The sequence below is a fragment of the Cyanobium gracile UHCC 0139 genome (assembly GCF_034931325.1).
Classification (GTDB): Bacteria; Cyanobacteriota; Cyanobacteriia; order PCC-6307; family Cyanobiaceae; genus Cyanobium; species Cyanobium gracile_B.
The window spans coordinates 95,469-117,123 of sequence record NZ_JAYGHX010000009.1; the positions used below are offsets into that span (position 1 = coordinate 95,469).

At 71.3% G+C, this 21,655-nt stretch carries 26 protein-coding genes; 12 read left to right on the forward strand and 14 right to left on the reverse strand.

What is annotated here, in order from left to right:
* Window positions 1-39: 39 nt before the first annotated feature.
* Window positions 40-1,239 (forward strand): glycosyltransferase, encoded by a 1,200-nt coding sequence (locus tag VB738_RS13620; protein WP_323306252.1) that lies wholly within the window; start codon window positions 40-42, stop codon window positions 1,237-1,239.
* Here the strand turns inward: VB738_RS13620 and VB738_RS13625 are convergent.
* Complete coding sequence (locus VB738_RS13625) at window positions 1,236-2,549, reverse strand: hypothetical protein (RefSeq protein ID WP_323306253.1); 1,314 nt, start codon at window positions 2,547-2,549, stop codon at window positions 1,236-1,238. The two genes, VB738_RS13620 and VB738_RS13625, sit on opposite strands and share 4 nt — an antisense overlap.
* A 213-nt stretch (window positions 2,550-2,762) precedes the next feature.
* Between VB738_RS13625 and VB738_RS13630 the strand changes: the two genes are divergently transcribed.
* The 4 genes from VB738_RS13630 to VB738_RS13645 all read left to right on the forward strand — a co-directional run bounded on the left by VB738_RS13630 (window position 2,763) and on the right by VB738_RS13645 (window position 5,951).
* Window positions 2,763-3,530 carry a hypothetical protein gene (locus VB738_RS13630; protein WP_323306254.1) on the forward strand — a complete coding sequence of 256 codons (768 nt, stop codon included), beginning with the start codon at window positions 2,763-2,765 and terminating at the stop codon, window positions 3,528-3,530.
* Window positions 3,531-3,635: 105 nt separating this feature from the next.
* Window positions 3,636-4,562 (forward strand): hypothetical protein, encoded by a 927-nt coding sequence (locus VB738_RS13635; RefSeq protein ID WP_323306255.1) that lies wholly within the window; start codon window positions 3,636-3,638, stop codon window positions 4,560-4,562.
* Entirely contained in the window at window positions 4,559-4,810 is a 252-nt protein-coding gene (locus tag VB738_RS13640; RefSeq protein ID WP_323306256.1) for a hypothetical protein, read from the forward strand. The genes VB738_RS13635 and VB738_RS13640 overlap by 4 nt, the downstream gene beginning before the upstream one ends.
* Entirely contained in the window at window positions 4,788-5,951 is a 1,164-nt protein-coding gene (locus VB738_RS13645; RefSeq protein WP_323306257.1) for a glycosyltransferase family 9 protein, read from the forward strand. Before VB738_RS13640 ends, VB738_RS13645 begins: the two co-directional genes overlap by 23 nt.
* Window positions 5,952-5,965: 14 nt before the next feature.
* Here VB738_RS13645 and VB738_RS13650 read toward each other — a convergent pair whose 3' ends face one another.
* Both VB738_RS13650 and VB738_RS13655 read right to left on the reverse strand, forming a co-directional pair.
* Window positions 5,966-6,190, reverse strand: coding sequence for a hypothetical protein (locus tag VB738_RS13650; protein ID WP_323306258.1), 225 nt, complete (start codon window positions 6,188-6,190; stop codon window positions 5,966-5,968).
* 53 nt (window positions 6,191-6,243) lie between these two features.
* Window positions 6,244-7,251, reverse strand: a complete 1,008-nt coding sequence (locus tag VB738_RS13655) for a DUF368 domain-containing protein (protein WP_323306259.1) — start codon at window positions 7,249-7,251, stop codon at window positions 6,244-6,246.
* A gap of 21 nt (window positions 7,252-7,272) precedes the next feature.
* Between VB738_RS13655 and VB738_RS13660 the strand changes: the two genes are divergently transcribed.
* Both VB738_RS13660 and VB738_RS13665 read left to right on the forward strand, forming a co-directional pair.
* Complete coding sequence (locus VB738_RS13660; RefSeq protein WP_323306260.1) at window positions 7,273-8,523, forward strand: 1-deoxy-D-xylulose-5-phosphate reductoisomerase; 1,251 nt, start codon at window positions 7,273-7,275, stop codon at window positions 8,521-8,523.
* Entirely contained in the window at window positions 8,520-8,870 is a 351-nt protein-coding gene (locus tag VB738_RS13665) for a (2Fe-2S) ferredoxin domain-containing protein (RefSeq protein ID WP_323306261.1), read from the forward strand. The genes VB738_RS13660 and VB738_RS13665 overlap by 4 nt, the downstream gene beginning before the upstream one ends.
* Here VB738_RS13665 and VB738_RS13670 read toward each other — a convergent pair.
* Genes VB738_RS13670 through VB738_RS13685 form a run of 4 tightly spaced genes read right to left on the reverse strand, consistent with a single transcriptional unit; the run spans window position 8,845 to window position 12,767 of the window.
* Window positions 8,845-9,876: a YheT family hydrolase gene (locus VB738_RS13670; RefSeq protein WP_323306262.1), complete on the reverse strand. Its 1,032-nt coding sequence runs from the start codon at window positions 9,874-9,876 to the stop codon at window positions 8,845-8,847. The two genes, VB738_RS13665 and VB738_RS13670, sit on opposite strands and share 26 nt — an antisense overlap.
* 16 nt (window positions 9,877-9,892) lie before the next feature.
* On the reverse strand, window positions 9,893-11,323 hold the full coding sequence (locus tag VB738_RS13675; RefSeq protein WP_323306263.1) for an NAD(P)(+) transhydrogenase (Re/Si-specific) subunit beta: 1,431 nt from the start codon (window positions 11,321-11,323) through the stop codon (window positions 9,893-9,895).
* Window positions 11,320-11,613, reverse strand: coding sequence for an NAD(P) transhydrogenase subunit alpha (locus VB738_RS13680; protein WP_323306264.1), 294 nt, complete (start codon window positions 11,611-11,613; stop codon window positions 11,320-11,322). Before VB738_RS13680 ends, VB738_RS13675 begins: the two co-directional genes overlap by 4 nt.
* Window positions 11,610-12,767 (reverse strand): NAD(P) transhydrogenase subunit alpha, encoded by a 1,158-nt coding sequence (locus VB738_RS13685; RefSeq protein ID WP_323306265.1) that lies wholly within the window; start codon window positions 12,765-12,767, stop codon window positions 11,610-11,612. The genes VB738_RS13680 and VB738_RS13685 overlap by 4 nt, the downstream gene beginning before the upstream one ends.
* Before the next feature lie 139 nt (window positions 12,768-12,906).
* Here VB738_RS13685 and VB738_RS13690 point away from each other — a divergent pair, with 139 nt between their 5' ends.
* Together VB738_RS13690 and VB738_RS13695 are read left to right on the forward strand one after the other, a co-directional pair.
* Window positions 12,907-14,388: a DEAD/DEAH box helicase gene (locus VB738_RS13690; RefSeq protein WP_323306266.1), complete on the forward strand. Its 1,482-nt coding sequence runs from the start codon at window positions 12,907-12,909 to the stop codon at window positions 14,386-14,388.
* 139 nt (window positions 14,389-14,527) lie between these two features.
* Complete coding sequence (locus VB738_RS13695) at window positions 14,528-14,818, forward strand: hypothetical protein (protein ID WP_323306267.1); 291 nt, start codon at window positions 14,528-14,530, stop codon at window positions 14,816-14,818.
* Between the two features lie 64 nt (window positions 14,819-14,882).
* Here VB738_RS13695 and infA read toward each other — a convergent pair whose 3' ends face one another.
* Window positions 14,883-15,152, reverse strand: coding sequence for a translation initiation factor IF-1 (infA, locus tag VB738_RS13700; protein ID WP_015108791.1), 270 nt, complete (start codon window positions 15,150-15,152; stop codon window positions 14,883-14,885).
* Window positions 15,153-15,389: 237 nt separating this feature from the next.
* Here infA and VB738_RS13705 point away from each other — a divergent pair, with 237 nt between their 5' ends.
* Window positions 15,390-16,010: a pseudouridine synthase gene (locus VB738_RS13705; RefSeq protein ID WP_323306268.1), complete on the forward strand. Its 621-nt coding sequence runs from the start codon at window positions 15,390-15,392 to the stop codon at window positions 16,008-16,010.
* Here VB738_RS13705 and VB738_RS13710 read toward each other — a convergent pair.
* From VB738_RS13710 to VB738_RS13725, 4 genes are all read right to left on the reverse strand, one after another.
* Window positions 15,979-16,197, reverse strand: coding sequence for a hypothetical protein (locus VB738_RS13710; RefSeq protein ID WP_094583931.1), 219 nt, complete (start codon window positions 16,195-16,197; stop codon window positions 15,979-15,981). The genes VB738_RS13705 and VB738_RS13710 overlap by 32 nt on opposite strands.
* Window positions 16,198-16,248: 51 nt before the next feature.
* Window positions 16,249-17,211, reverse strand: coding sequence for an NAD(P)H-binding protein (locus VB738_RS13715; RefSeq protein ID WP_323306269.1), 963 nt, complete (start codon window positions 17,209-17,211; stop codon window positions 16,249-16,251).
* Window positions 17,212-17,275: 64 nt separating this feature from the next.
* Window positions 17,276-17,374: a cytochrome b6-f complex subunit PetM gene (petM, locus tag VB738_RS13720; protein ID WP_015108796.1), complete on the reverse strand. Its 99-nt coding sequence runs from the start codon at window positions 17,372-17,374 to the stop codon at window positions 17,276-17,278.
* 26 nt (window positions 17,375-17,400) lie between these two features.
* Window positions 17,401-18,564 carry a N2,N2-dimethylguanosine tRNA methyltransferase gene (locus tag VB738_RS13725; RefSeq protein WP_323306270.1) on the reverse strand — a complete coding sequence of 388 codons (1,164 nt, stop codon included), beginning with the start codon at window positions 18,562-18,564 and terminating at the stop codon, window positions 17,401-17,403.
* A 25-nt stretch (window positions 18,565-18,589) separates the two neighbouring features.
* Here VB738_RS13725 and VB738_RS13730 point away from each other — a divergent pair, with 25 nt between their 5' ends.
* Both VB738_RS13730 and ilvN read left to right on the forward strand, forming a co-directional pair.
* Window positions 18,590-19,549 (forward strand): alpha/beta fold hydrolase, encoded by a 960-nt coding sequence (locus VB738_RS13730; RefSeq protein WP_323306271.1) that lies wholly within the window; start codon window positions 18,590-18,592, stop codon window positions 19,547-19,549.
* Window positions 19,550-19,637: 88 nt separating this feature from the next.
* Window positions 19,638-20,168 carry an acetolactate synthase small subunit gene (gene ilvN / locus VB738_RS13735; protein WP_323306272.1) on the forward strand — a complete coding sequence of 177 codons (531 nt, stop codon included), beginning with the start codon at window positions 19,638-19,640 and terminating at the stop codon, window positions 20,166-20,168.
* Window positions 20,169-20,201: 33 nt separating this feature from the next.
* On the opposite strand, the gene VB738_RS13740 is transcribed toward ilvN, so the two are convergent.
* Complete coding sequence (locus VB738_RS13740) at window positions 20,202-20,933, reverse strand: peptidylprolyl isomerase (RefSeq protein WP_323306273.1); 732 nt, start codon at window positions 20,931-20,933, stop codon at window positions 20,202-20,204.
* A 2-nt stretch (window positions 20,934-20,935) separates the two neighbouring features.
* On the reverse strand, window positions 20,936-21,502 hold the full coding sequence (locus VB738_RS13745; RefSeq protein ID WP_323306274.1) for a photosystem I assembly protein Ycf4: 567 nt from the start codon (window positions 21,500-21,502) through the stop codon (window positions 20,936-20,938).
* Window positions 21,503-21,655 lie beyond the last annotated feature (153 nt).

Consider the following 21,655-nt stretch of genomic DNA (forward strand, 5'->3'; position numbering starts at 1 on the left):
AGGTCAGTTCAGGCAGCGGGATTGTAATAGCGTTGACCGATGGAACTGTTGCTGATCCATCAGAACCATCCCGGCCAGTTTCGTGACCTGACTCCCGCCCTCGAACACCGCGGCCACCGGGTGCTCGGTCTGGGGGCCACCCCCCGCGGCCAGCGGCTCGACTACGGCTGGCAGCCGCCGGCCCTGCCGGAGGGACTGGCCGATCCCCTGCTCGAGACGAGCCTGCGCCGGGCCGCCCGTGTCCAGGAGCGCTGCCTGCAGCTGCGCGACCAGGGCTACCGCCCCGCTGCGGTGCTGGCCCACAGCGGCTGGGGGGAGCTGCTCTACCTGCGCGACATCTGGCCCGAGGCGGTGCTGATCGCCTATCCCGAGCTCTACGCCGCCCCGCTCCTGCTCGGCTACGGCTTCGATGCCGACCTGGGCGACCCCTCCCCCGCCCTGCGGGCCCAGTGGCGCCGCGGCAACCTGATGGGTCTGGCGGCCGTGGCCGACGCCGACGCCTGCGTGGTCCCCACCCGCTTCGCCCGCGACACCTTCCCCCCCCACCTGCGCAGCCGTTTCCACGTGCTGCACGAAGGCATCGCCCTGCCCGCCGCCGCCGGCGGCAGCACCAGCCTGCGGCTGGAAGGTGGTCCCACCCTCGTGCGCGGGGATCCGGTGATCACCTTCGCCAGCCGCAACCTCGAACCCCTGCGCGGCTTCCGCAGCGTCATGCGGGCCCTGCCGGCCGTGCTGGCCGCCCGCCCGGACGCCCGGGCCGTGATCGTCGGGGGCACCGGCAGCGGCTACGGCGCCCCCTCCTCCCACCCCGAGGGCCACAAGGGCGAACTGCTGGCCCTGCTCGGCCACCGACTGCCCCTGGAGCGGGTCCATTTCCTGCCGCCCCTGGCGCACCGCGATCTGCTGGCCCTGTTCCGGATCAGCGCCGCCCACGTCCACTTCAGCTATCCCTATGCCCTCTCCTGGAGCCTGCTGGAGGCGATGGCCTCCGGCGCCCTGGTGGTGGGCTCCGCCAACCCGCCGCTGGACGAGGTGATCCAGCACGGCCACAACGGGCTGCTGGTGCCCTTCAACGACCCCGATCGCCTCGCCGATACCCTCCTGTCCGTGCTGGCCGACCCGCCCGCCTACGCCGCCATGGCCGCCGCGGGACGCGCCACCGTGGCCGCCCGCTACGGGGTGAGCCGGGCGGCCGAGGCCTTCGAGGCCCTGATCCTCAGCCTGCAACTGCTGCGTTAGCGCCGCCGTCGCTGCGCGTGGCCCAGGGCCGCCAGCACCCGTGCCACCACCACGCCCCAGTCCCGCTCCACCCCCTGGCGGAACAGCCGCAGGCTGGGGTACCACGGACTGTCCTGCCGCTCCCGAAGCCAGCGGGGATCGGCGCTGTAGGGCAGCAGCACCCAGCCGGGGTGGCCCATCGCCCCCACCAGGTGGGCCATGGCCGTGTCAACGCTGATGACCAGATCCGTGCCTGCCACCACCCGGGCCGTGGCGAGGAAATCCCCATCGGCCGAAATCCCGTCGGTGAACAGAGGCTGCACCGGCTCCGCCAGCTGCCGGTCGTCGCCCTGCTGCAGCAGCACCGGATCCCAGCCCCGCTCCACCAGCCCTTCCACGAGCCCCACCAGGGCGGCCTGGGGCAGGCTCCGCTTGGCGTATTCCCGCCGGGTGAAGCCATCGGCCAGCTTGCGGCCGCTGGCCCAGGTGAGTCCGATCCGGGGCCGCCGCCCCTGACGGTCGTCATCGGCGGCGGCGGCCGGCGCCAGCCCGCGAAGGTAGGCGCCGCGGCGATCCGCACCCGGCGGCTGCGGGCAGGGGGCGCCCCCAAGGGCCGCCGGCAGCGAGAGCAGGCTCACCACCATCCCCTCCCCCGCACCCGGAGCCCCCCGTTCCCTCACCTCCGGAGGGCGATCCAGCCAGGCCAGGCCCTGCTCCAGCAGGGCCACCAGCGAGGGCTCGACCTCCAGCACCAGCCGCTGGCCCCGTGCCTGGGCCCTCGCCTGCAGCGTTGGAACCCAGCGCAGATACTGGAGGCCATCCCCCAGACCCTGCTCGGTGCGCACCCGCAGCAGCGGGGCACAGGCAGCGACCGCTTCAGCGCCGAGCACGTCGTCGGGATCGCGCCCGGGAAGATCGAAGCGGCGCTCCGCCAGGGCAAAGGCTTCGTCGTAGGCCTCCAGTCCGATCAGGACCGTGGCGTGGTTGCAGGCCACCTCCGGGCCGCCGCCCAGCGCCAGACTGATGCGATACGCCCGATCGGCCGCCTCGAATCGGTTGAGGTCGCGCAGGCTGTTGCCGATCCCCATGAACGGGGCAGGGCTCCGCGGCGCCAGCAGCGAGGCCCGCCGGTAGAGCACCAGGGCTTCCTCCGGTTGATCGGACAGCCACAAGGCATTGGCCGCCCCCAGCAGCAGGGCCGGATTCTCCCCATGAGACGCCAGTAAATCCTCGTAAATGCAGGCGGCTACGCGCCATTCCTGGCAGGCTTCCGCGTGTCGCGCCTCCTCCAGCACCTGCTCGAACCCGTGGGCGATCGGAAAACCAGCCATGGCGCGAATCCTGGCCCGGCCAGGAAACCGCTGCAAGTTTTTTGTCCGGTCGGCCCTGCTTGCAGCTGCCCTTAAGGCAGGGGACGATTATCTGAATTCAACACGTCCTTTCGATGAGTCAAGGGTTCAGGTACGCGGAAATGACGTGCCCGATACATGACCTCACGAACCCTGGCGGTACCTTCTACACATTGGTTCATGGTTCGAATCTAAGTGGCTTCCTCCGACACTCTTTCCATCTTTGTCCCGGACATCGGCCAGACCCTCACCCAGGACGCCAACGGAGCCGAGGTGGTCACCGCCAATCGCCGTGACGCCCTGCGGACCCAGGTGTTCGCCAATCAGGATGGCCGAATCAGCGATGTCGGCATCCAGGCCCCCGAAAGCGGGGACACCACAACAGCCTTCCGTGCCCGCTCCGAGGACACTTCGTTGATCGGCAATGCCGACGACAACAGCGTGTTCTTTGGAGCCGTCGCCAATAACGCCTTCATCAGCACCGCCGACGGCAATGATTCCGTCGTCGTCAACAGTTTCATCGATGGCACCATCGACCTTGGCGATGGAGACAATGTCGCCGTCACCGGCGCTATCACGGATTCCTCCATCTCCGCAGGCACGGGAGCGGATCAGGTCACCATCCGACGCACCGCCACTTCCCTCGACGTTGACCTGGGCGCCGGCGACGACACCCTGATCTTCGGAGGCAAGGTTCTGTTCTCCTCCATCGAGATGGGAGAAGGCGCCGATGTTCTGCGTTTCAGCAGTTCCGCCCGGAACACCTCCATCGATCTCGGCAACGACTTTGACATCGACAAAGTCTATTTTGAAACCCGTTCGGATATTGCCAGTGGCACTGTCATCACCGGCGCGGGCGAAGGCGATCAGCTCATCATCGGTGGCAACGAGTTCATCTTCAGCGCCGCAGACTCCGCCTTCATCTCCACCACCGATCCAGGCGATTCCATCACCTTTGGTTGATGATCTCTGCCTGTAGAGGTCACCTTGGATCAAGTCCGGTTCTCTCGCAACTACATCACTTGCATCCAGAAAGGGGATCTTGCCGCCGCAAGGTCCCTTCTTTTTTTGTGGACCCAGACCTATTTCGGGTCCCTGCCCGAGGCTCCCAGCCGCAGCCAGCTCACCAATCCCGACCTCTGGGGCTGCCTGGCCCAGTACGCCTCCCTCAGTGGCGATCGCTCACCGGTCGACGACTTCTGGGACCGACTCGACACCATCACGCCCCAGACGGTTCGCCCCGCCGCCATTCCCCTGCTGGGGGTTCCGATCCTCAACCGCCCCGACCTGCTGCTGCGGCTGCTCGACAGTCTTGATGAGCCCGTCGAGATCCTCGCCATCGTTGACAACAGCATCAATGCCGGCCTGGAGGATGGTGAGGCCCTCAGGAATCTGCTGACCCGGCTGGAACGGGAGCCCCCCGCCCCCATCGGCCGGGTGCAGGTGGCGCGGCCCTTCAGCAATCTGGGGGTGGCCGCCAGCTGGAACGCCATCCTCTCCGCCTTTCCCGACGCCCCTTATGCCCTGCTGGTCAACAACGATGTGGTGTTCGCCCCGGGGGTTCTGGGCGCGCTGATCCAGCAGATCGACCCGGCCCGTCCCCAGTTCCTTCCCCTGCTGCCGGCCCCTCAGGAATTCTCCGCGTTCGCCATCACCCCCGGGGTCTGGAACCGGGTGGGCCTGTTCGATGCCAATTTCCACCCCGCCTACTGCGAAGACCTCGACTACGCCGAACGCCTGCGCCGCTCAGACGCGATCGAGTGGATCGCGCCCGAGACGCTCCAGCGCCTGCAGCAGCAGGCCAACCCCGACGCCAGCGCCACCATCGGCAGCGACCCCAGACTGGCGGCCTGCAACCGCACCACCTACCTGCTCAACTGCCTCTGGCTGCAGAGTTCCCGCCGCCTCCGGAACCCCCACCCCGGCGCCTGGATGCGGTGCTGGCTGAGTCGCTGGGTCCTCGAGCCGGCCGCCCCGGCCACCCTGGGCCCATGAGCCTCCCGCAGCCCCCCGACCCCTCCAGCGATCGCCCCGCCGGGCGCGGAGCCATCTCCCGCGGCTGGCCCATCAGCGGCGGGCTGGCCCTTGTGGTGACCGTCACCCTGGTGGTGGGCCTGCAGCTCGGCGCCATGCCCTGGCGCTTCCGCCGGCAGATGTGGCAGCTGCAAGGTGCCCTGGCCGGCGGCCTGGCCGGGCTGGTCGTCGGCTATGTGATGGGCCGTGGCCGGCCGCCACGGCCGTGACGGGAAGGAGCTGCTGATGCGCCGCTTCCAGAACCAGCCCCTCGGGCCACAGCCCAGGATCGTGGTGCTCGGCGCCGCCAAGCTGGGCAACTACGTGGTGCTGCAGCCGCTGCTGCGGGGCCTGCGCCACAAATACCCTGGGGCCCACCTCACCTACGTGGGCAGCCGACGCACCCTCCCCCTTGAGGAGCTCAACCCCTGGCTCGATGCCGGCCTGCCCATCGCCGAGCAGGGCATGGAGGCCCTGCCCACCCTGGCGGCCTGGCGGCACGACCTGGCCCAGGACGGCCACCCCGGCGTGGATCTGGTGATCAATGCCGATGGCCATGCCCCCCACACACCCGCCTGGGTCACGGCCCTGGCCCCCCGGTTCGTGGTCGGGGCCGCCCGGCTTCCCGCCGGCCCCCATCCCCTGCAGGCCCTGGCCCTCGACCCCCACTGGGACTGTCCCAGCCTCGTGACGCGCTACACGGGCTGGATCGGCAGCAACAGCATCCGCGAACTCCACTGCCGGGTGGCCTGGGTCAGCACCGACTTCGAGCGGGTGGAGCTGCCCTCCCAGCCCCCACCCGCCGGATTGCCACCGGTGCTGGTGGCGGTGAACGGTGAACGCAGCGCCAAACTCTGGCCGCTGCGGCACTGGCTCAGCCTGCTCGGCCAGCTGCGCCGGGACCTGAATCTTCCCGCCACGGCGATCGGACTGATCGGCGGCCCCCCGCCCGCCCAGCCCCGCCACCCGGGGGATCAGCTGGAACAGGAGCTCCTGGCCCGCACCGGCCTCCGCGACCTGCGCGGCCAGCTGTCCCTGCCGGCCCTGGTGGGCGCTCTGGGCCGCAGCCGGCTCTGCATCGCCGTGGATTCCGGCCCGATGCACCTGGCGGCGGCGGCCGGCTGCCCCACCGTGGCCCTGTTCGGCACCGACAGCGAGGGCATCGGCGCCAGCCCCCGGGATCTCTGGGCGCCCCGGGCCGGCCATGTCTGGGTCAGCTGCAGCGACCACCGCTGCAGCTGCTGCCATGAGGCCCGCTTCGACAACCCCGTCTGTCTGCGGGATCAACACCACTGCATGGACCACCTGAGCCCAACGTCGGTCTGGCCCCTGGTCCAGCAGGCCTGGCAGTGGCGCGCCGCCCACAGCTGAACGTCGCCAGGACGTCAGTCGGGCCGCTTGTCGGCCATCAGCTTCTCCAACTTGCGGATCCGCTGCAGGGTGGTCTGCCACACCTCCAGCTGGAACGCCCGCTCTCGCTCGCCCGCCGCCACCGCCCGGCGGCAGTCCTCCACCAGCGCCTCCAGGTCCTCACGGCGCTCGAAGGCCTCCCACAGCTGGCGTTCGATCCGGGCCCGCTCGATGAAGTTCCAGCGCTGCAGCCACGACATGGGTAGGGATCGGTGTGGCCCCAGTTAAGCCAGCGGTGAGGGGGAGAGACGCCTCAGCCCCCCATCTCCTCGATGCCGACCCGATGCTGCAACTGCTCGATGGCCACCACCAGGGCGATGCCCACCGCAGCCAGCACCACGGCCACCACCAGGCTGCCGGCATCGGGGGGCGCCGCCAGGGCATCCCGCAGCACGACCAGCTTGCCCTTGGCGTTGCGGGTGGATTCGAGCACCGTGCGGAACGGCCAGATCTTCCAGAGGGATCCGGCCATGAAGCCCACCAGCAGGGCCACCACCTGGCCGTGGAAGCGGTGCAGCAGCCAGCGCAGCAGCCGCACGAAGCTGATCAGTCCGACAGCGCACCCGGCGGCGAAGGGCACCAGCACCGGCAGATCGAGCGCCTTCACGCCTTCCATCACGAACTGGTACTGCCCCAGCACCAGCAGCAGGAAGGAACCGGAGATGCCCGGCAGGATCATCGCCATGATCGCCACCGCGCCGCTCCAGAAGAGGGTGAACGGGTCGTGGGGCATGGTCACCGGCACCTGGGTCACCAGCAGCAGCGCCAGAAGCACACCCAGGGCCATGGCCACCAGCCCCTGCCAGCCCCAGTGGGCATGGCGGGCGATCAGCAGAATGGCGCCGAGGATCAGGCCGAAGAAGAAGGCGAACAGAGCGTCCGGATGGTCGGCATAGAGCCAGGTGATCGGCCGCACCATCACCAGCACCGACACCCCCAGTCCCACCACCAGTGGCAACAGGAAGCCCAGGTGGATCCTGGCCGCTGCCGCCCTCCATTCCCCCCGGCGCAGCAGGGCCAGCAACCCCAGATCAAAGCCGGCGATGGCCTCCAGCAGCTCGCCGTAAATTCCCATGATGAAGGCCATGCTGCCCCCCGAAACCCCGGGCACCACATCAGCCGTGCCCATCGCCAGGCCACAGGCCACCACGTAGGGAAGGGAGAACCGCCTGGCGCCTGTCGCCTCCGGCGTTCCGGGAGCAGCTGAATCGGGAAGGTCGTCGGCCATGGCGCAGGCGGAGATGGGACACTGGAGCGCCACGAACCCTACGGGGGACCCGCCGTGAAAGCCATCAGCGTTCTGGGCTCCACCGGGTCGATCGGCACCCAGACCCTGGAGATCGCCGAGGAGTTCCCCGACCGCTTCAAGGTGGTGGCCCTCACCGCCGGCAACAACCTGGATCTGCTGGTGGAGCAGATCCTCCGCCATGCCCCGGAGGTGGTGGCCCTGGCCGAGGCCGACCGGGTCGCCGAGCTGGCCTCCCGCCTGGCGGCCCTGGAACCGGCGCGGCGTCCGGCCCGGCTGCCCGAGCTGGTGGGGGGTCCCGAGGGCCTCTGCGCCGCCGCCGCCTGGGCCAGCGCCGATCTGGTGGTCACCGGCATCGTCGGCTGCGCCGGCCTGCTGCCAACCCTGGCGGCGATCCGCGCCGGCAAGGACCTGGCCCTGGCCAACAAGGAAACCCTGATCGCCGCCGGCCCGGTGGTGCTGCCCGAACTGCAGCGCAGCGGCAGCCGGCTGCTGCCCGCCGATTCGGAGCATTCGGCCCTGTTCCAGTGTCTGCAGGGCACCCCCTGGGCGGACACCGCCCGCCTCTCCACCGGCGTGCCCACCCCAGGCCTGCGGCGGATCCAGCTCACCGCCTCCGGTGGCGCCTTCCGCGACTGGCCCGCCGCCGACCTGGCTAAGGCCACCGTGGCCGATGCCACCAGCCACCCCAACTGGAGCATGGGGCGCAAGATCACGGTGGATTCGGCCACCCTGATGAACAAGGGGCTGGAGGTGATCGAAGCCCACTACCTGTTCGGCCTCGACTACGACCACATCGAGATCGTCATCCACCCCCAGAGCATCATCCACTCGATGGTGGAGCTGGCCGACTCCTCGGTGCTGGCCCAGCTGGGCTGGCCCGACATGAAGCTGCCCTTGCTCTACTGCCTCAGCTGGCCGGAGCGGCTGGAGACCCCTTGGCGCCGCCTGGATCTCACCGCCGTGGGCCAGCTCACCTTCCGCGCCCCCGACCAGGAGAAGTACCCCTGCATGGCCCTGGCCTACGCCGCCGGCCGGGCCGGCGGCACCATGCCCGCCGTGCTCAACGCCGCCAACGAGCAGGCGGTGGCCCTGTTCCTGGAGGAGGCGATCCCCTTCCTGGCCATCCCCGAGCTGAATGAGCGGGTCTGCGACCGCCACCGCGCCGATCACCACGGCACCCCCTCCCTCGACGACGTGCTGGCGGTGGACGGCTGGGCTCGCCAGGCCACCCGCGAGGCCGCCGCCGCGCTCCGCAGCCAACCGGCGGCGGCCCTGCCGGCGTGAACGGGGTCCAGCACCACCTGCTGCTCTGCGCCACCCCCACCAAGGCGCTCTGCGGGGATCCGGCCGTCGGTGCGGCCAGCTGGGACCGGCTCAAGCAGCTGGTGCGGGATCTGGGGCTGGAGGACTCCGCCCGGCCCAGGGGGGTGGTGCTGCGCACCAAGGCTGACTGCCTGCGCGTCTGCTGCGAGGGGCCGGTGCTGCTGATCTGGCCGGAAGGCATCACCTACGGCGGTGTCACCCCCGAGCGGATCGAGCGGATCGTCCGCGAGCACGTGGTCGGCGGGGTGCCGATCGAGGAGTGGATCGTGCGGCGCACCCCCTTCAGCCGTCCCCTTCCCCCCGGCTGAGGCGAGCCAGCCAGGCCACCGCCAGCCGGTCGGCCCAGCAGGCGGCGGGCCCGTCGCCGGGGGCGTGGAAGCCGTTGTGGCCCCCCCGCGGAGTGATCACGATCCGGGGCGCCACCCGGGGCGCCGCCACGTCAGAGCCGCTGATGGCGGCCGCCAGCTGGCGCAACGGTCCGACCGGCACCCAGGGGTCGTCGCCGGCATGCACCAGCAGGGTGGGGGGCAGGGGCCGGCCCGCGATCAGGGGCGCCAGGGGGCTGGCGGCGTCGTAGTAGGCGGCCACCGAGGCGAACCCCCAGCGCGGGGCGGTGATGGCCGCATCGAAGGCCCGGATCGTGCGGGCCCGACCGGACCCCGCCAGCGCCCGGCGTTCGGCCTCCTGCAGCCCGCCCGGATCGGCCAGGGTCTGCTGCCGCAGGCGCTGCATCAGCCAGCGCTGGTACACCCGGTTGCGGCGGCGCTCGAACTGGACGGCGCAGACATGGAGCTCCAGCGGGCTGCTGACGCAGACCAGGCCATCGAAGCCCAGGCCGGCCAGGCTGCCGTTGAGCAGCACCGTGCCGCCCAGGGAGATGCCGGCGCCGAACAGGGGCCGGCCGGCGGCCAGCTGCCGGGCCAGGGCCACGGCGGGACGCAGATCCTCGCTGCAGCAGGCGCAGTAGGTGCCCCGGGCCAGCGGCCTGCCCCGGCCGGCCCCCCGCAGGTTGAGCCGCAGCACGGCGAAGCCCTCGGCGGCCAGGGCCAGGGCCAGCCGGCGCGGGCCGGGGCCGTCGCTGGAGCCCCCCAGGCCGTGCAGCACCAGCACCAGGGCGGCCGGCTTGGCGGCGGGGCGATCCAGCAGCCCCAGCAGCTCGCCGCCATCCCCCAGGGGGATGGTCAGCGGCTCGGCCCGATCCGGGGGGAAGCGCTGGGGACGCAGGGTGTCCCGCAGGGTCTGCAGATCCCCCCCGATCCAGGGGGAGCGCTGGCGGAAGGGGGCCAGGCCGAGGTGGTCGGGGAGCTGGGACACGGCACGGGCGACAGGGTCAGGCCGCCACCTTCACCTTGCCCACGCCCATCGCGCGCAGCTCGCTGAGCAGGCCGTTGAGCACCGCCTTGGCATCCCCGAACACCATCGCGGTCTGGGGCATCTCGAACAGGGCGTTGTTGATGCCGGCATAGCCGGCCCCGAGGCTGCGCTTGACCACGAACACCTGGCGGGCCTGGTCCACCTCCAGCACGGGCATGCCGTACAGGGGGCTGGTGGGGTCGTTCTTGGCCTGGGGATTCACCACGTCGTTGGCCCCCAGCACGATCACCACATCGGTGCGCGGAAACTCGGGGTTGACCAGGTCCATCTCCAGCAGCTGCTCGTAGGGCACGTCGGCCTCGGCCAGCAGCACGTTCATGTGGCCGGGCATGCGTCCCGCCACCGGATGGATGGCGTAGCTCACGTCCACCCCATGGCTCTCGAGCAGCTTGGCGAGCTCCCGCAGGGAATGCTGGGCCTGGGCCACGGCCAGGCCGTAGCCCGGCACGAACACCACCCGCTCCGCCTGCTCCAGGGCCATGGCGCATTCCTCGGCACTGCAGCTGGTGATGCGGGTGTAGCCCGCCTCGCTTCCGCCACCGCCCACGGCGCCGGCGCTGGCCCCGAGGGCGCCGCCGAAGAGCACCGACACCAGGGAGCGGTTCATGGCGGTGCACATCACCTGGGTGAGGATCAGGCCCGCTGCCCCCACCATGGCGCCAGCGACGATCAGCAGCTGGCTGCCCACCACGAAGCCGGCCGCCGCCGCTGCGACCCCGGAATAGGAGTTGAGCAGGGAGATGACCACCGGCATGTCGGCCCCGCCGATGGGCAGGGTGACGCCGATGCCCAGCAGGGTGGAGCCGCCGATCAGCAGCCACAGGGGCAGGCCAGCCGGATCACCGGGCAGCAGCAGGGCCGACACCAGGCAGAGCACCGCCAGGGAGATGTTGACGCCGTGGCGCAGGCGGCTCTGGGTCCAGGCGGGGGTGTCCAGCCAGCCCTGGAGCTTGGCCATGGCCACGATCGAGCCGCTGAAGGTGATCGCGCCGACGAACACCGACACGGCGATCGACACCAGGGCGACGATGTCGGCATCCCCCGCATCGAACAGGGCCACCCCCATGGCCACCAGCAGAGAGGCCATGCCGCCGCAGCCATTGAACAGGGCCACCGTTTCCGGCATGGCGGTCATGGGCACCCGCCGGGCGGTGAGCAGACCGGCCAGGCCACCGGCGGCGCTGCCGGCGGCGATCCAGAGCCAGGCGACCGGATCGGGCCGGATCTGAATCAGCAGCCCGACAACGGCCAGGCCCATGGCCAGGGCGGCCAGGCCGTTGGCCCCGCGGGCCGAGCTCACCTTCGAGAGGCCCTTGATGCCGAGGGCGAGCAGGAGAACGGCCGCCAGATCGATGCCGGCGGCGAAAGCATCCATGGAGAAAGTCATCGGCTGTCGCCCTTGCGGCGGAACATGGCGAGCATGCGATCGGTGACGAGAAAGCCGCCGATCACGTTGTAGAGGGCGAAGCCCAGGGAGAGGGATCCGATCACCAGCAGGGCCGTGTTGTCCCCGGCCTGCTGGATGAGGGTGAGGGAGGCCAGCACGGTGATGCCGCTGATGGCGTTGGCACCCGACATCAGGGGGGTGTGCAGGGTGGGTGGCACCTTGCCGATCAGTTCCAGGCCCAGCAGGCTGCCCAGCAGGAGCACCCAGAGGGACTGCGTCAGAAGGCTCATGAACGGGCTCCGATGGGGGACAGGCCGGCGGGCTGGACGATGTCGTCCCGGCGACAGACGCCGGCGTGGGTGAAGAGGCAGCCGTCGAGGATCGGATCCTCCGGATCCAGCCGGAAGCCGTCCTCCACGAGCACATGCTCGATGAGGGCGGCGATGTTGCGGGCGTAGAGGGCGCTGGCGTGGTTGGGCACGGTGCTGGGCAGGCCATCGGCCCCGATCAGCAGCACGCCCCGGCGCTCGACCGTGGCCCCGGGGATCGTGCCGAAGCAGTTCCCCCCCTGCGCCACGGCCAGATCGACCACCACGGCACCGGGTCGCATGCCATCGAGCATGGCCTCGCTGATCAGGCGGGGCGCCGGCCGGCCGGGCACCAGGGCCGTGCAGATCACCATGTCGGCCAGGGCCAGCTGGTCGGCCAGCTGCTGGCGCTGGGCCGCCAGGAACGCCTCGCTGGCCTGGCGGGCGTAGCCCCCCACCTCAGCGGGGGCCTCCTCCAGCTGGGGAGGGTCGATGAAGCGCCCGCCGAGGGATTCCACCTGCTCCTTCACCGCCGGCCGCACGTCCGAGACATAGACCACACCGCCCAGGCGGCGGGCAGTGGCCAGGGCCTGCAGGCCGGCGACGCCGGCGCCCAGGATCAGCACCCGGGAGGGCTGGATCGTTCCCGCCGCCGTCATCAGCATCGGCACGTAGCGGTCAAGGGCCGCCGCCGCCAGCAGCACCGCCTTGTAGCCGGCGATGTTGGCCTGGGAGGAGAGCACATCCATCGACTGGGCCCGGGTGATCCGGGGCAGCAGCTCCAGGGCGATGGCGGAGGCCCGCCGGTCGTTGAGGCGCTCGACCAGATCGGTGGCTCCGTAGGGGGCCAGCAGCCCCACCAGGAGGGCCCCGGCCTGAAGGCGGGCCAGCACCTCCGCACGCGGGGGCTGGACGCAGAGGACGGCGTCGGCCGTCTCCCAGTCGCAGGCCTCCCCGTCCCACAGTTCGGCACCCACGGCGGCGTAGTCGGCGTCGAGGAAGCCGGCCGCCTGACCCGCTCCCCGCTCCACCTGCAGGGTCGCCCCCTTGGCCACCAGCCGTCTCACCGTCTCGGGGGTCGCGGCGACCCTCCGCTCTCCGGGAGCCGTCTCCCTGGGAATCAGCAACTTGACCAACGCGAGGCCACGCACACTGCTTCCGCGATAGACAGACCCGCCGGTGGCGGCAAGCAACCGGGTCCCAATGTGCGGACACCCCCACCGGACCCTGCGACGGTCGGCGGCAGGCCCTGGACCGGGCCAGCAGAATCGCCCCATGGCGCCACCGTCCTTCGATCTGGGTCTGCGCCGTCAGGCCGGGGCTCCAGGCCCCTCCCCGGGTCTCGGCGGCCCCGAACCGCGGGCCTGGCAGCGGCGCCTGATCCAGCTGCTGCGGGCCCGGCTGGTGGCGGCGAGCCCCGATGGCCAGGACGTGCTCCTCCACGCCGGTCCCGGTGCCGGCAAGACCCTCGGGGCCCTGCTGGCCTTCCGGCAGCTGCAGCGGGAGGGGCGGCTGGAGCGGTTCGTGGTCTTCTGCCACCGCAGCGCCATCGGCCGCCAGTGGGTGAACGCCGCCGCCCGCCTCGGCCTCGACCTGTGGGAATGGGACGCCCCGGGGGGACCCCCCCCGCCCACCGCCGGCCAGGGGCTGCTGTTGAGCTATCAGGGGGCCGCCCTGCACCGCCTGCGCCTGGAGCGGGAGCTGGGCCGCCTGCTGGCGGGGCGACCCTGGCTGGCGATCGCCGATGAGGTGCACCACCTGGGCCTCGATCCCCTGGAACCGGAAGCCACGGCCTGGGGCCACGCCTTCAGCAGCCTCAGCGGCGGCGCCCGGCTGCGGCTGGGGCTGACCGGCACCCCCTTCCGCGCCGACAACCTGGGCTTCTGTGCCGCCCGCCGGATCCGGATGCACGACCAGCACGGGCCGGCCGAGCGGATCATCCCGGACCTCTGCGTCGAGCCCCGGGCCCTGATCGCCGCCGGGGACGTGCGGCCCCTGGAGTTCCGCTTCCAGGACGGCTGGGTGGAACACGGGCGCCCGGAGGACGGCCGCGAGCGCGAGACCTCCCCCCTGTCGGCGGAGCAACGGGAGAGCTGGCGGGCCCGCAACCTGCGTCGGGCCATCCGACCCGGGGATCGCGGCGGGATCGCCCTGCGGCTGCTGCTCCAGGCCCGCCGCCGCCTGGAGCGGGTGCGGCTGGAGCATCCGGGTGCCGGTGGGCTGGTGGTGGCCCGCGACATCGGCCACGCCGGTGCCATCGCCGACCTGCTGGCCCAGGAGGGGGACCGGGTGCATCTGGTGCACTCCCAGGATCCGGAGGCGGTCCGGCGGCTGGCGGCGTTCCAGGCGGGAGAGGCCGACTGGCTGGTGAGCATCGACATGTGCGCCGAAGGCTTCGACGCCCCGCGACTGCGGGTGGTGGCCTACCTCACCACCGTGGTCACCCGCAGCCGCTTCGTGCAGGCGATCACCAGGGCCGTGCGCATGGACGGGGATCGCTCCGGTCAGGAATCCATCCCACGACGCCCGTCCTACGTCTTCGCACCAGCCGATCCCCTGCTGATCGGCTACGCCAGGGGCTGGACCACGAGCGAGCCCTACGTGATCCGCCCACGCCCCCCGGCCATGGCCGCCGCCGGGGGCATCGCACCGGGCAGCGGCGATCGCCTTCCCCTGCAGGCCCTGGCGGACGACGCCGGGGGGATGATCAGCGTCAGCGGTCCCGTGCTGCCGAACCTCGGGCGCCGATCGGCCTGAAGGTCCCGATCAGCCCCAAAATTGGCTGCTTTTGCCCTGTTGCCGGCGCTTTTCCTGCAACGATGTGACAACCAACACCGTCGTTGCGCCCACCAGCCGCCAACGTGGGCAACACAGGACATCCACCGAGATCACCCCGATGGACAGGCCAAGAGACGACGCCAGCGATCACGACGGTTTTTCCGATACTCCCCTCGATGCGGCCGTGCATCGTCGTCTGACCGTCGCCGTCTGCTGGGCCCTGGCCCGGCGGGCCGCCCTGGACGGCCGTGAGCTCTTCGAGGACAGCTACGCCATCAATGAGGAATTCCGTGAGTGGCTCCTCACCCTGGAGGACCACCCCGAACTGCTTCAGGCCAATGTGCTGATGGTGCCGAGGGACCTGCACCTGGATCGCCGCCCGGAGACCGACGGCCTGCTGGAGATCTGAGCTTTCGCAGGGCCTGAACCTGCCTGGGCGCAGAGACCCCAGGACTTGGGTGGCCCGGCCGGGCTCAGCGGCGTCGGGGACCGCCCGGGCGGTTGCCGCCGGGTCGGGGGCCGGTGGCGCCGGCATTGCGTTCCCGGTAGGTGATGCGCCCCCTGGTCAGGTCGTAGGGGCTGATCTCAACCAGCACCTTGTCACCGGCAAGAAGCTTGATGCGGAACTTGGTGAGCTTGCCCGCCGCCCGGCAGAGGCACTGGTGACCGGCAGGCTGCTCGAGGGTGACGAGGTAGAACCCGTTGCCCTGCTCCTTTTCGATCACACCGGACGTTTCGATCATGCGGGACGGCTGGCCTGGGGACAACAACAGGCGACCAGCTTAGGCGCCAGGCGTGCCCCACCTCGTCGCGCCCGCGCCACGCGTCAGCGGTCGCCGAGCGATAGGGTCAGCCGGCCTCTCCGCCTCCGGCCCCCCATGATCCTTCCCCCCATCGCGATGGATCTGGGCCTGCTGCTGATCTCGATCGGCGTGGTCAACCTCTGGCGGGCCCGGGAAAGCTCCTGACGGCAGGGGGCGGTGAGCACCACCCTGCTCTTCCACAAGCCCTACGGGGTGCTGAGCCAGTTCCGGCCCGAGCCCGGCAGCGCCTGGCGGGCCCTGGCCGATCACATCGATGTTCCCGGCGTCTACGCCGCCGGCCGCCTGGATGCCGACAGCGAGGGACTGCTGCTGCTCACCGACGATGGCCGTCTCCAGGCCAGACTCACCGATCCGGCCCACGGCCACTGGCGCCGCTATCTGGTGCAGGTGGAGGGCACCATCACCGAAGCCGCCCTCAACAGCCTCCGCCGCGGGGTGATGGTCAAGGGACGCCGCACCCTGCCGGCCCGGGCACGGGCGGTGGAGGACCCCGGCCTGCTGGAGAGGGATCCGCCGATCCGCCATCGCCTGCGGGTGCCCACGGCCTGGCTGGAGGTGGAGCTGCGGGAAGGGCGTAACCGGCAGGTTCGGCGCATGACGGCGGCGGTGGCCCTGCCCACGCTGCGACTTGTGCGGACGGCGATCGACCTGATGGATGGGGGCCCACCGCTCGATCTGGCCGGGCTGGCCCCGGGCGTCTGGCGGGAGGTGAGCCCCTTGGAGCGGGAACGGCTGGGGGCGCTGCTCAGACCGTCAGGGCGTCCTTCAGCTCCCTGACGGTCTGCAGTTGGCCGTAGTAGTAGTTCGCCCGGGCGCGGCGGTCGGGATCTTCAAGGGTGTCGAAGGCATCGAAGCCCAGGGAGGCCCAGAGCTCGTGGCCGCAGGCACGCGTGAGCTCGGCGATCGCCTCCTCCTCCAGGTTGGCCAGACGCCGCTGCAGGTTCTTGATCTGGGAAATCGCCATGGCCGCCGCCAAACGCTGCAATAGTACACACGAACTGGCGTGCCGGGGCGCTCAGAAGGGCAGCTTCTTCTTGGCTTCCTTGTCGAGGTCCGACTCCATCTCCCGCAGGCGCCGCAGGATCGTGTCGTAATACTCCTTGAGGTAGTCCTCCAGGCGGGTGGTCTCGGCCGCGTCGAGGCCAAAGGCCGCGTAGCTGGCCTCCATCGGCGCCGTGAGGGCCTCGCCGCCCCCCACCACCTCCGCAAAGGCGAGGCGCTCGGCCACGTTCAGGCTGGCTTCAAAGAAGCTCGTGATCGCCTGCATCAGCCGCAGCAGCACCGGCGGCACCCGGAACACCCGGGCCTCCCGGCCGCTGTAGCGCTCGCAGAGCTGGGTGATCTCGCCGGTGGTCCAGGCCCGGGGGCCGACGACGGGGAACGCCTGCCGGATCGTGTCCGGCCGCTCCAGGGCGGCCACGGCGAAGCGCGCCACATCCTGGGTGTTCATGTAGGCGATCGGCGTCGGGGCCCCGCTCACCCAGACGGTCTGGCTCTCCAGCACCGGGATGGCGAACTGGCTGATCAGGCCCTGCATGAAGGCGACACAGCGCAGGATCGTGTAATCGAGGTCGGAGGCCTCCAGCCAGTCCTCGGTGCAGGCCTTGATGTCCATCAGAGGCACGCTGCGGTGGCGGGCCGCATCGAGCAGGGAGACGAAGACCAGCCGGCGCAGACCGGCCCGGCGACAGGCCGCGAACAGGTTCTGCTTGCCGGCCCAGTCGATGTCGTAAGCGCTGCCGCCATCGGTGGCCCGGGCCGTGGCCGCGTCGATCACCGCCTCCTGGCCCTCGAGGGCGTAGTCGAGGCTGTCGGGCTCCAGCAGGTCACCGCGGGTGAGGTCGCAGCCCCATTCCTGGAGGAAGGCGGCCTTGCGGGGGGATCGCACCACGCAGCGCACGACATGCCCCGCATCGAGGGCGCGACGGGCGATCTGGCGACCGAGGGTTCCTGTTCCGCCGATGACAAGAACCTTCATGGACCCCAGCAAAGGAAGCGGGCTGAGCCTAGTGGTGCGTCCGTCGCCGGCGCGATCCGGGGGTTCAGTCGTTCAGAAGCTTGAGCAGCAGCGCGCCGCCCGCCAGGCCGACGGGAATCAGCACCCAGAAGATGGCGGCGGTGCCGAAGATTTCAGAGGCCATGGCCCGGACAGGGGGGAACGGGGTACCTATCTAGCAGCCGTCGCGGCCACCAGGCCCCGGGCCGTGGCCACGATCACCGGCCAGGGGGCCTCGCTGCGCAGCTGACCGCCCATCACGCCGCTGGGGGCGGTGGCGAACCCCTGGGCCGTCAGCGCCGCCACCAGGTCCGCCAACGGCGGGGGCCCCTGACCCAGCCGGCGGGCGATGGCGGCCACGGGCCAGCAGCGGGGCGTGCTTGCCGGATCGGCCCGGAGCCGTTCCAGCAGTCGCCGGCCCGGACGATCGAGGTGGGTGCCTTCCCTCTCGGCCTCCAGAAGCATGGTCGTGAGCGTGGCGGGATCCTGGAGGGGGCCGATCCAGAGGGGGCCGCTCACCGCCAGGGGCGGGCCCTCACCGGAGGCTGCGGGGCAGCCGCAGGCCCGCCACCGCCCCAGCCGCCCCAGGCTCTGCACCTGCTGGTCCCCACAGCCATGGCAGTGGGCCACCAGGCCCAGATGCCCCTCCTCGCCGCGGGTGGGATGGCGCTCCAGCCGCAGGGCGGTGCGGAAGGCCCGGCCTTCACTGAAGCTCAGCAGGGGGGTGATCCCCCGGCCCATCGCCCAGGCGCTGCGGGCCAGCAGGCCCAGCTGCAGACGCAGGGCGATCTCCCAGCTGGCGGGGTGGGCCCGGGCGGCGGCTCCGAAACGGCGCAGCGCGGCCCGGCGGTCGTGGCCCGTGGCCGAGCGTCCATCGGTGCTGGCCAGGTAGAGCACCCCGCCGAAGGCCACCGCCTCCAGGGCCAGGGGCACCAGGGCGGCCGGACAGCCGAAGGCATCCAGATCCACCAGCTCGAAGCGACGCCCCGCAACCAGGCAGCCCGCCAGCAGCTGCTGGGCCGTGGCGGTGCCCACCTGCCGTTCCACCCCCGGCGGCAGCCCGGCGAGATTCCGCTCCAGCAGCGGCAGCCGGTCGGGGTCGGCGTCGTTGGCCCACACCGCCGTGGCCCCGCCTTCAAGGCCGTAGCGGAGGGCCCGGATGCCGCAGCCCGCCATGCCGTCGAGCACCCGCAGGGGCCCGCCCGCCGCCCCGGCGGCCAGGCTCCGGACCAGCAGCACGCCGCAATCCCTGGCGGGCCGGGAAGCGGGCCGGAAGAAGCCATCACCGGTCTCCAGCACGGCCGCCCCTTCGCAATAGTGATCAGGTCCGCTCACGTCCGGATCCTTGCCGCAGCCATCGGTGTCGTCCGCCGACCCCCAGCCTGCCTCCGGGGCGGCCCCGTCGCCGGAGAGGGCCGACTGGGGGGAACATGCCCTCTGGCACTGGAAGGGCCACGGTTGCCACTGGCGCCGCCTGGGGGACAGCGGCCGGCCGGCCTTGGTGCTGCTGCACGGCTTCGGGGCCGGCAGCGGCCACTGGCGCCGCAATGCCGGTGCCCTGGCGGCGGCGGGATGGTGCGTCTACGGGCTCGACCTGATCGGCTTCGGCGCCTCCAGCCAGCCGGGAACCCATCGCCATCAGGCCCTCGACAACCGCCTCTGGGCCCGCCAGGTGCAGGCGTTCCTGGCGGAGGTGGTCGGCGGGCCGGCGGTGCTGGTGGGCCATTCCCTCGGCGGTCTGGTGGCCCTCACCTGCAGCGTGTTCTTCCCCCGGTGGGTGCGGGCCGTGGTGGCGGCCCCCCTCCCCGACCCCAGCCTGCTGATGGCCCAGCGGCGGCCGCCCCGGCGAAGGCCCTGGCGGCGGCGGTTGAAGCGGGGGGCGATCCAGCTGCTGCTGCGGCTGCTGCCCCTGGAACTGGCGGTGCCCCTGCTGGCCCATTCGCCCCTGCTCGACCTGGGCATTCAGTCGGCTTACCACCACCCGGTGATCGGTGACCAGGAGCTGCGCCGGGTGATCGCCCACCCCGCCCGGCGACCCGGCGCGGTGCGGGCCCTGCGGGCGATGAGCATCGGCATGGCCCTGCGGCCGTACCGGGCCACGGCCGTCTCCCTGCTGCAGCGGCCAGGGCGGCCCACCCTGCTGATCTGGGGGGGCCAGGACCGGCTGGTGCCGGTGGAAGTGGCCCGGCAGTGCCTCGGCCTGCGCAGCGACCTGGTCCTGCACGTGATCGCTCAGTGCGGTCACTGTCCCCACGACGAGACCCCCGCCGCCTTCCACGGGGCGGTGCTCCCCTGGCTGGAGCGCCTGGGGACCGGTTGACGGCAGGGCTCACCCCGGCGCGTAGTTTTGGGAGGACCATTCCGGTCGCCGTTCCGGTCCCCCGCCGCACCCCGCTCCCGACCCCGACATGAAGCACACCCTCTCGGTGCTGGTGGAAGACGAATCGGGGGCCCTCAGCCGCATCTCCGGTCTGTTCGCCCGACGGGGCTTCAACATCGAGAGCCTGGCCGTGGGGCCGGCCGAGCACCGCGGCATGTCCCGCCTCACCATGGTGGTGGAGGGGGACGACCGGACCCTCGAGCAGATGACCAAGCAGCTCAACAAGCTGATCAACGTGCTCGGCGTCATCGACCTCTCCACCATTCCTGCCGTGGAGCGGGAGCTGATGCTGCTGAAGGTGGCGGCTCCGGCGGAGAACCGCGGCGCCATCTTCGATCTGGTGCAGGTGTTCCGGGCCAAGGTGGTGGATGTGGCCGACGATGCCCTCACCCTCGAGGTGGTGGGGGATCCGGGCAAGCTGGTGGCCCTGGAGCGCTTGCTTGAGGGCTACGGCATCCTGGAGATCGCCCGCACGGGCAAGGTGGCGCTGGAGCGGGCCTCGGGGGTGAACACCGAGCTGCTCAAGGCCACGGTCTCCGACAAGCGGGTTCCGGCCTGATAGCAGGCCGGTGCGTTGACGCCCCAGGCGACCTCAGGGCTTCTTGCTCTGAACCAGCGTGCCGCCGTCGATCACCCGGGCCCGGATCAGCTTGTCCCCCTGCTGGATCCGGTCGATCACGTCCATCCCCTTGCTGACCCGGCCGAACACCGCATAGCGGCCGTCCAGCTCGGGCAACGCCTGCAGGGCCACGTAGAACTGGGCGCTGGCCGAATTGGGATCGTTCGATCGCGCCATGGCCACCGCTCCACGCTCGTGGCTGAGGGCCAACTGGCGGGTCACGGTCGGTGAGGTGATCTCCTCTCCGTAGCGGGGTTCCTGCTCGCCGTCGAGCTTGAGCTCCAGGGGAATGCGCCGGGACTCGCCACTGGCCGGGTCGACGAAGCCGCCCGCGCCGTAGTCGCTGGCGGGCACCTTGGGATCGGCACTGCTGGGGTCACCGCCCTGGACCACGAACGGGACCGGTTCCTTCACCACCCGGTGGAAGACGGTGCCGTCGTAGACCCCCCGCCGGACGAGATCGACGAAGTTTCCGGCGGTGAGCGGCGCCGCTGCCCCATCGAGCGTCAGCTCCACCGGCCCCTTGCTCGTTTCCATGGCCACGAGGGCCGTGCCCTTGAGGCAGGCGGTGGTGGCCGCCTCGCAGCCCATGGGTCGGTTGCCACTGTCGGCGGCGCAGGCCGCCAGGCCGAGCGGCGTGAGGCCGAGCAGAACAAGAAGCAGCACGCGCCAGCCGAGACCGGCGGCTTTGGTGGTGGACCCCATCGTCAGAGTCCCTCCAGGGGGACGCCCAGGAAGCGGGCCAGGCGGGCCCCGGCCAGCTCCAGATCCGCCAGGGGCATCGGCTCACCCACCCGGGTCAGGGGCATGTCACGCCGGCCCTGCACCCGCAAGGCCAGGCGTCGCTGGGGGCTGAGGCCATCGCGCACCTCCACCTTCACCGCCTGGATCTCCCGCAGGGGGATCACCACCTCGATCAGCTTTCGGAAGCCGCGGCGGCTGATGCGGGCCTCGCCGGCCTTCCGATCGAAACGGTTGAGGCCCGAGCCCACATCGATGCCGATCACCAGCCAGAGATAGGTGGCCAGCAGCAGGGCCGCCACCCCGTAGAGCCCCATCACCAGCCCCTGCGGCACCCAGACCAGGGCGGCGGGGTGGCCGATGGGCAACAGGTCGCGGCCGAATCGGCTGGAGGCGCTGGTGAGCACGAAGCCGATCCCACCGATGCTCACGGCCAGGGCCACCAGCAGGTTGGAGAGCCGCCGGGAGCCGAGCACCGGCTGCTCCAGCACCTGCTCGTCGGCGGAAGGGGAAACGACGCCGGGCGAAGCCATGCGGGAAGAAAGGGCGATGGGCCGCCATCCTGCCGCGAAGCGTGCCGGAGGCGTCAGTTTCAGCCCATGTCGCCCGGCGCGGGAGGCGGATCAACGTTGTTACCATCCCCCGGTAACCCACAGCCCTGCGGGTCTTCCGCACCGCTTTCACCC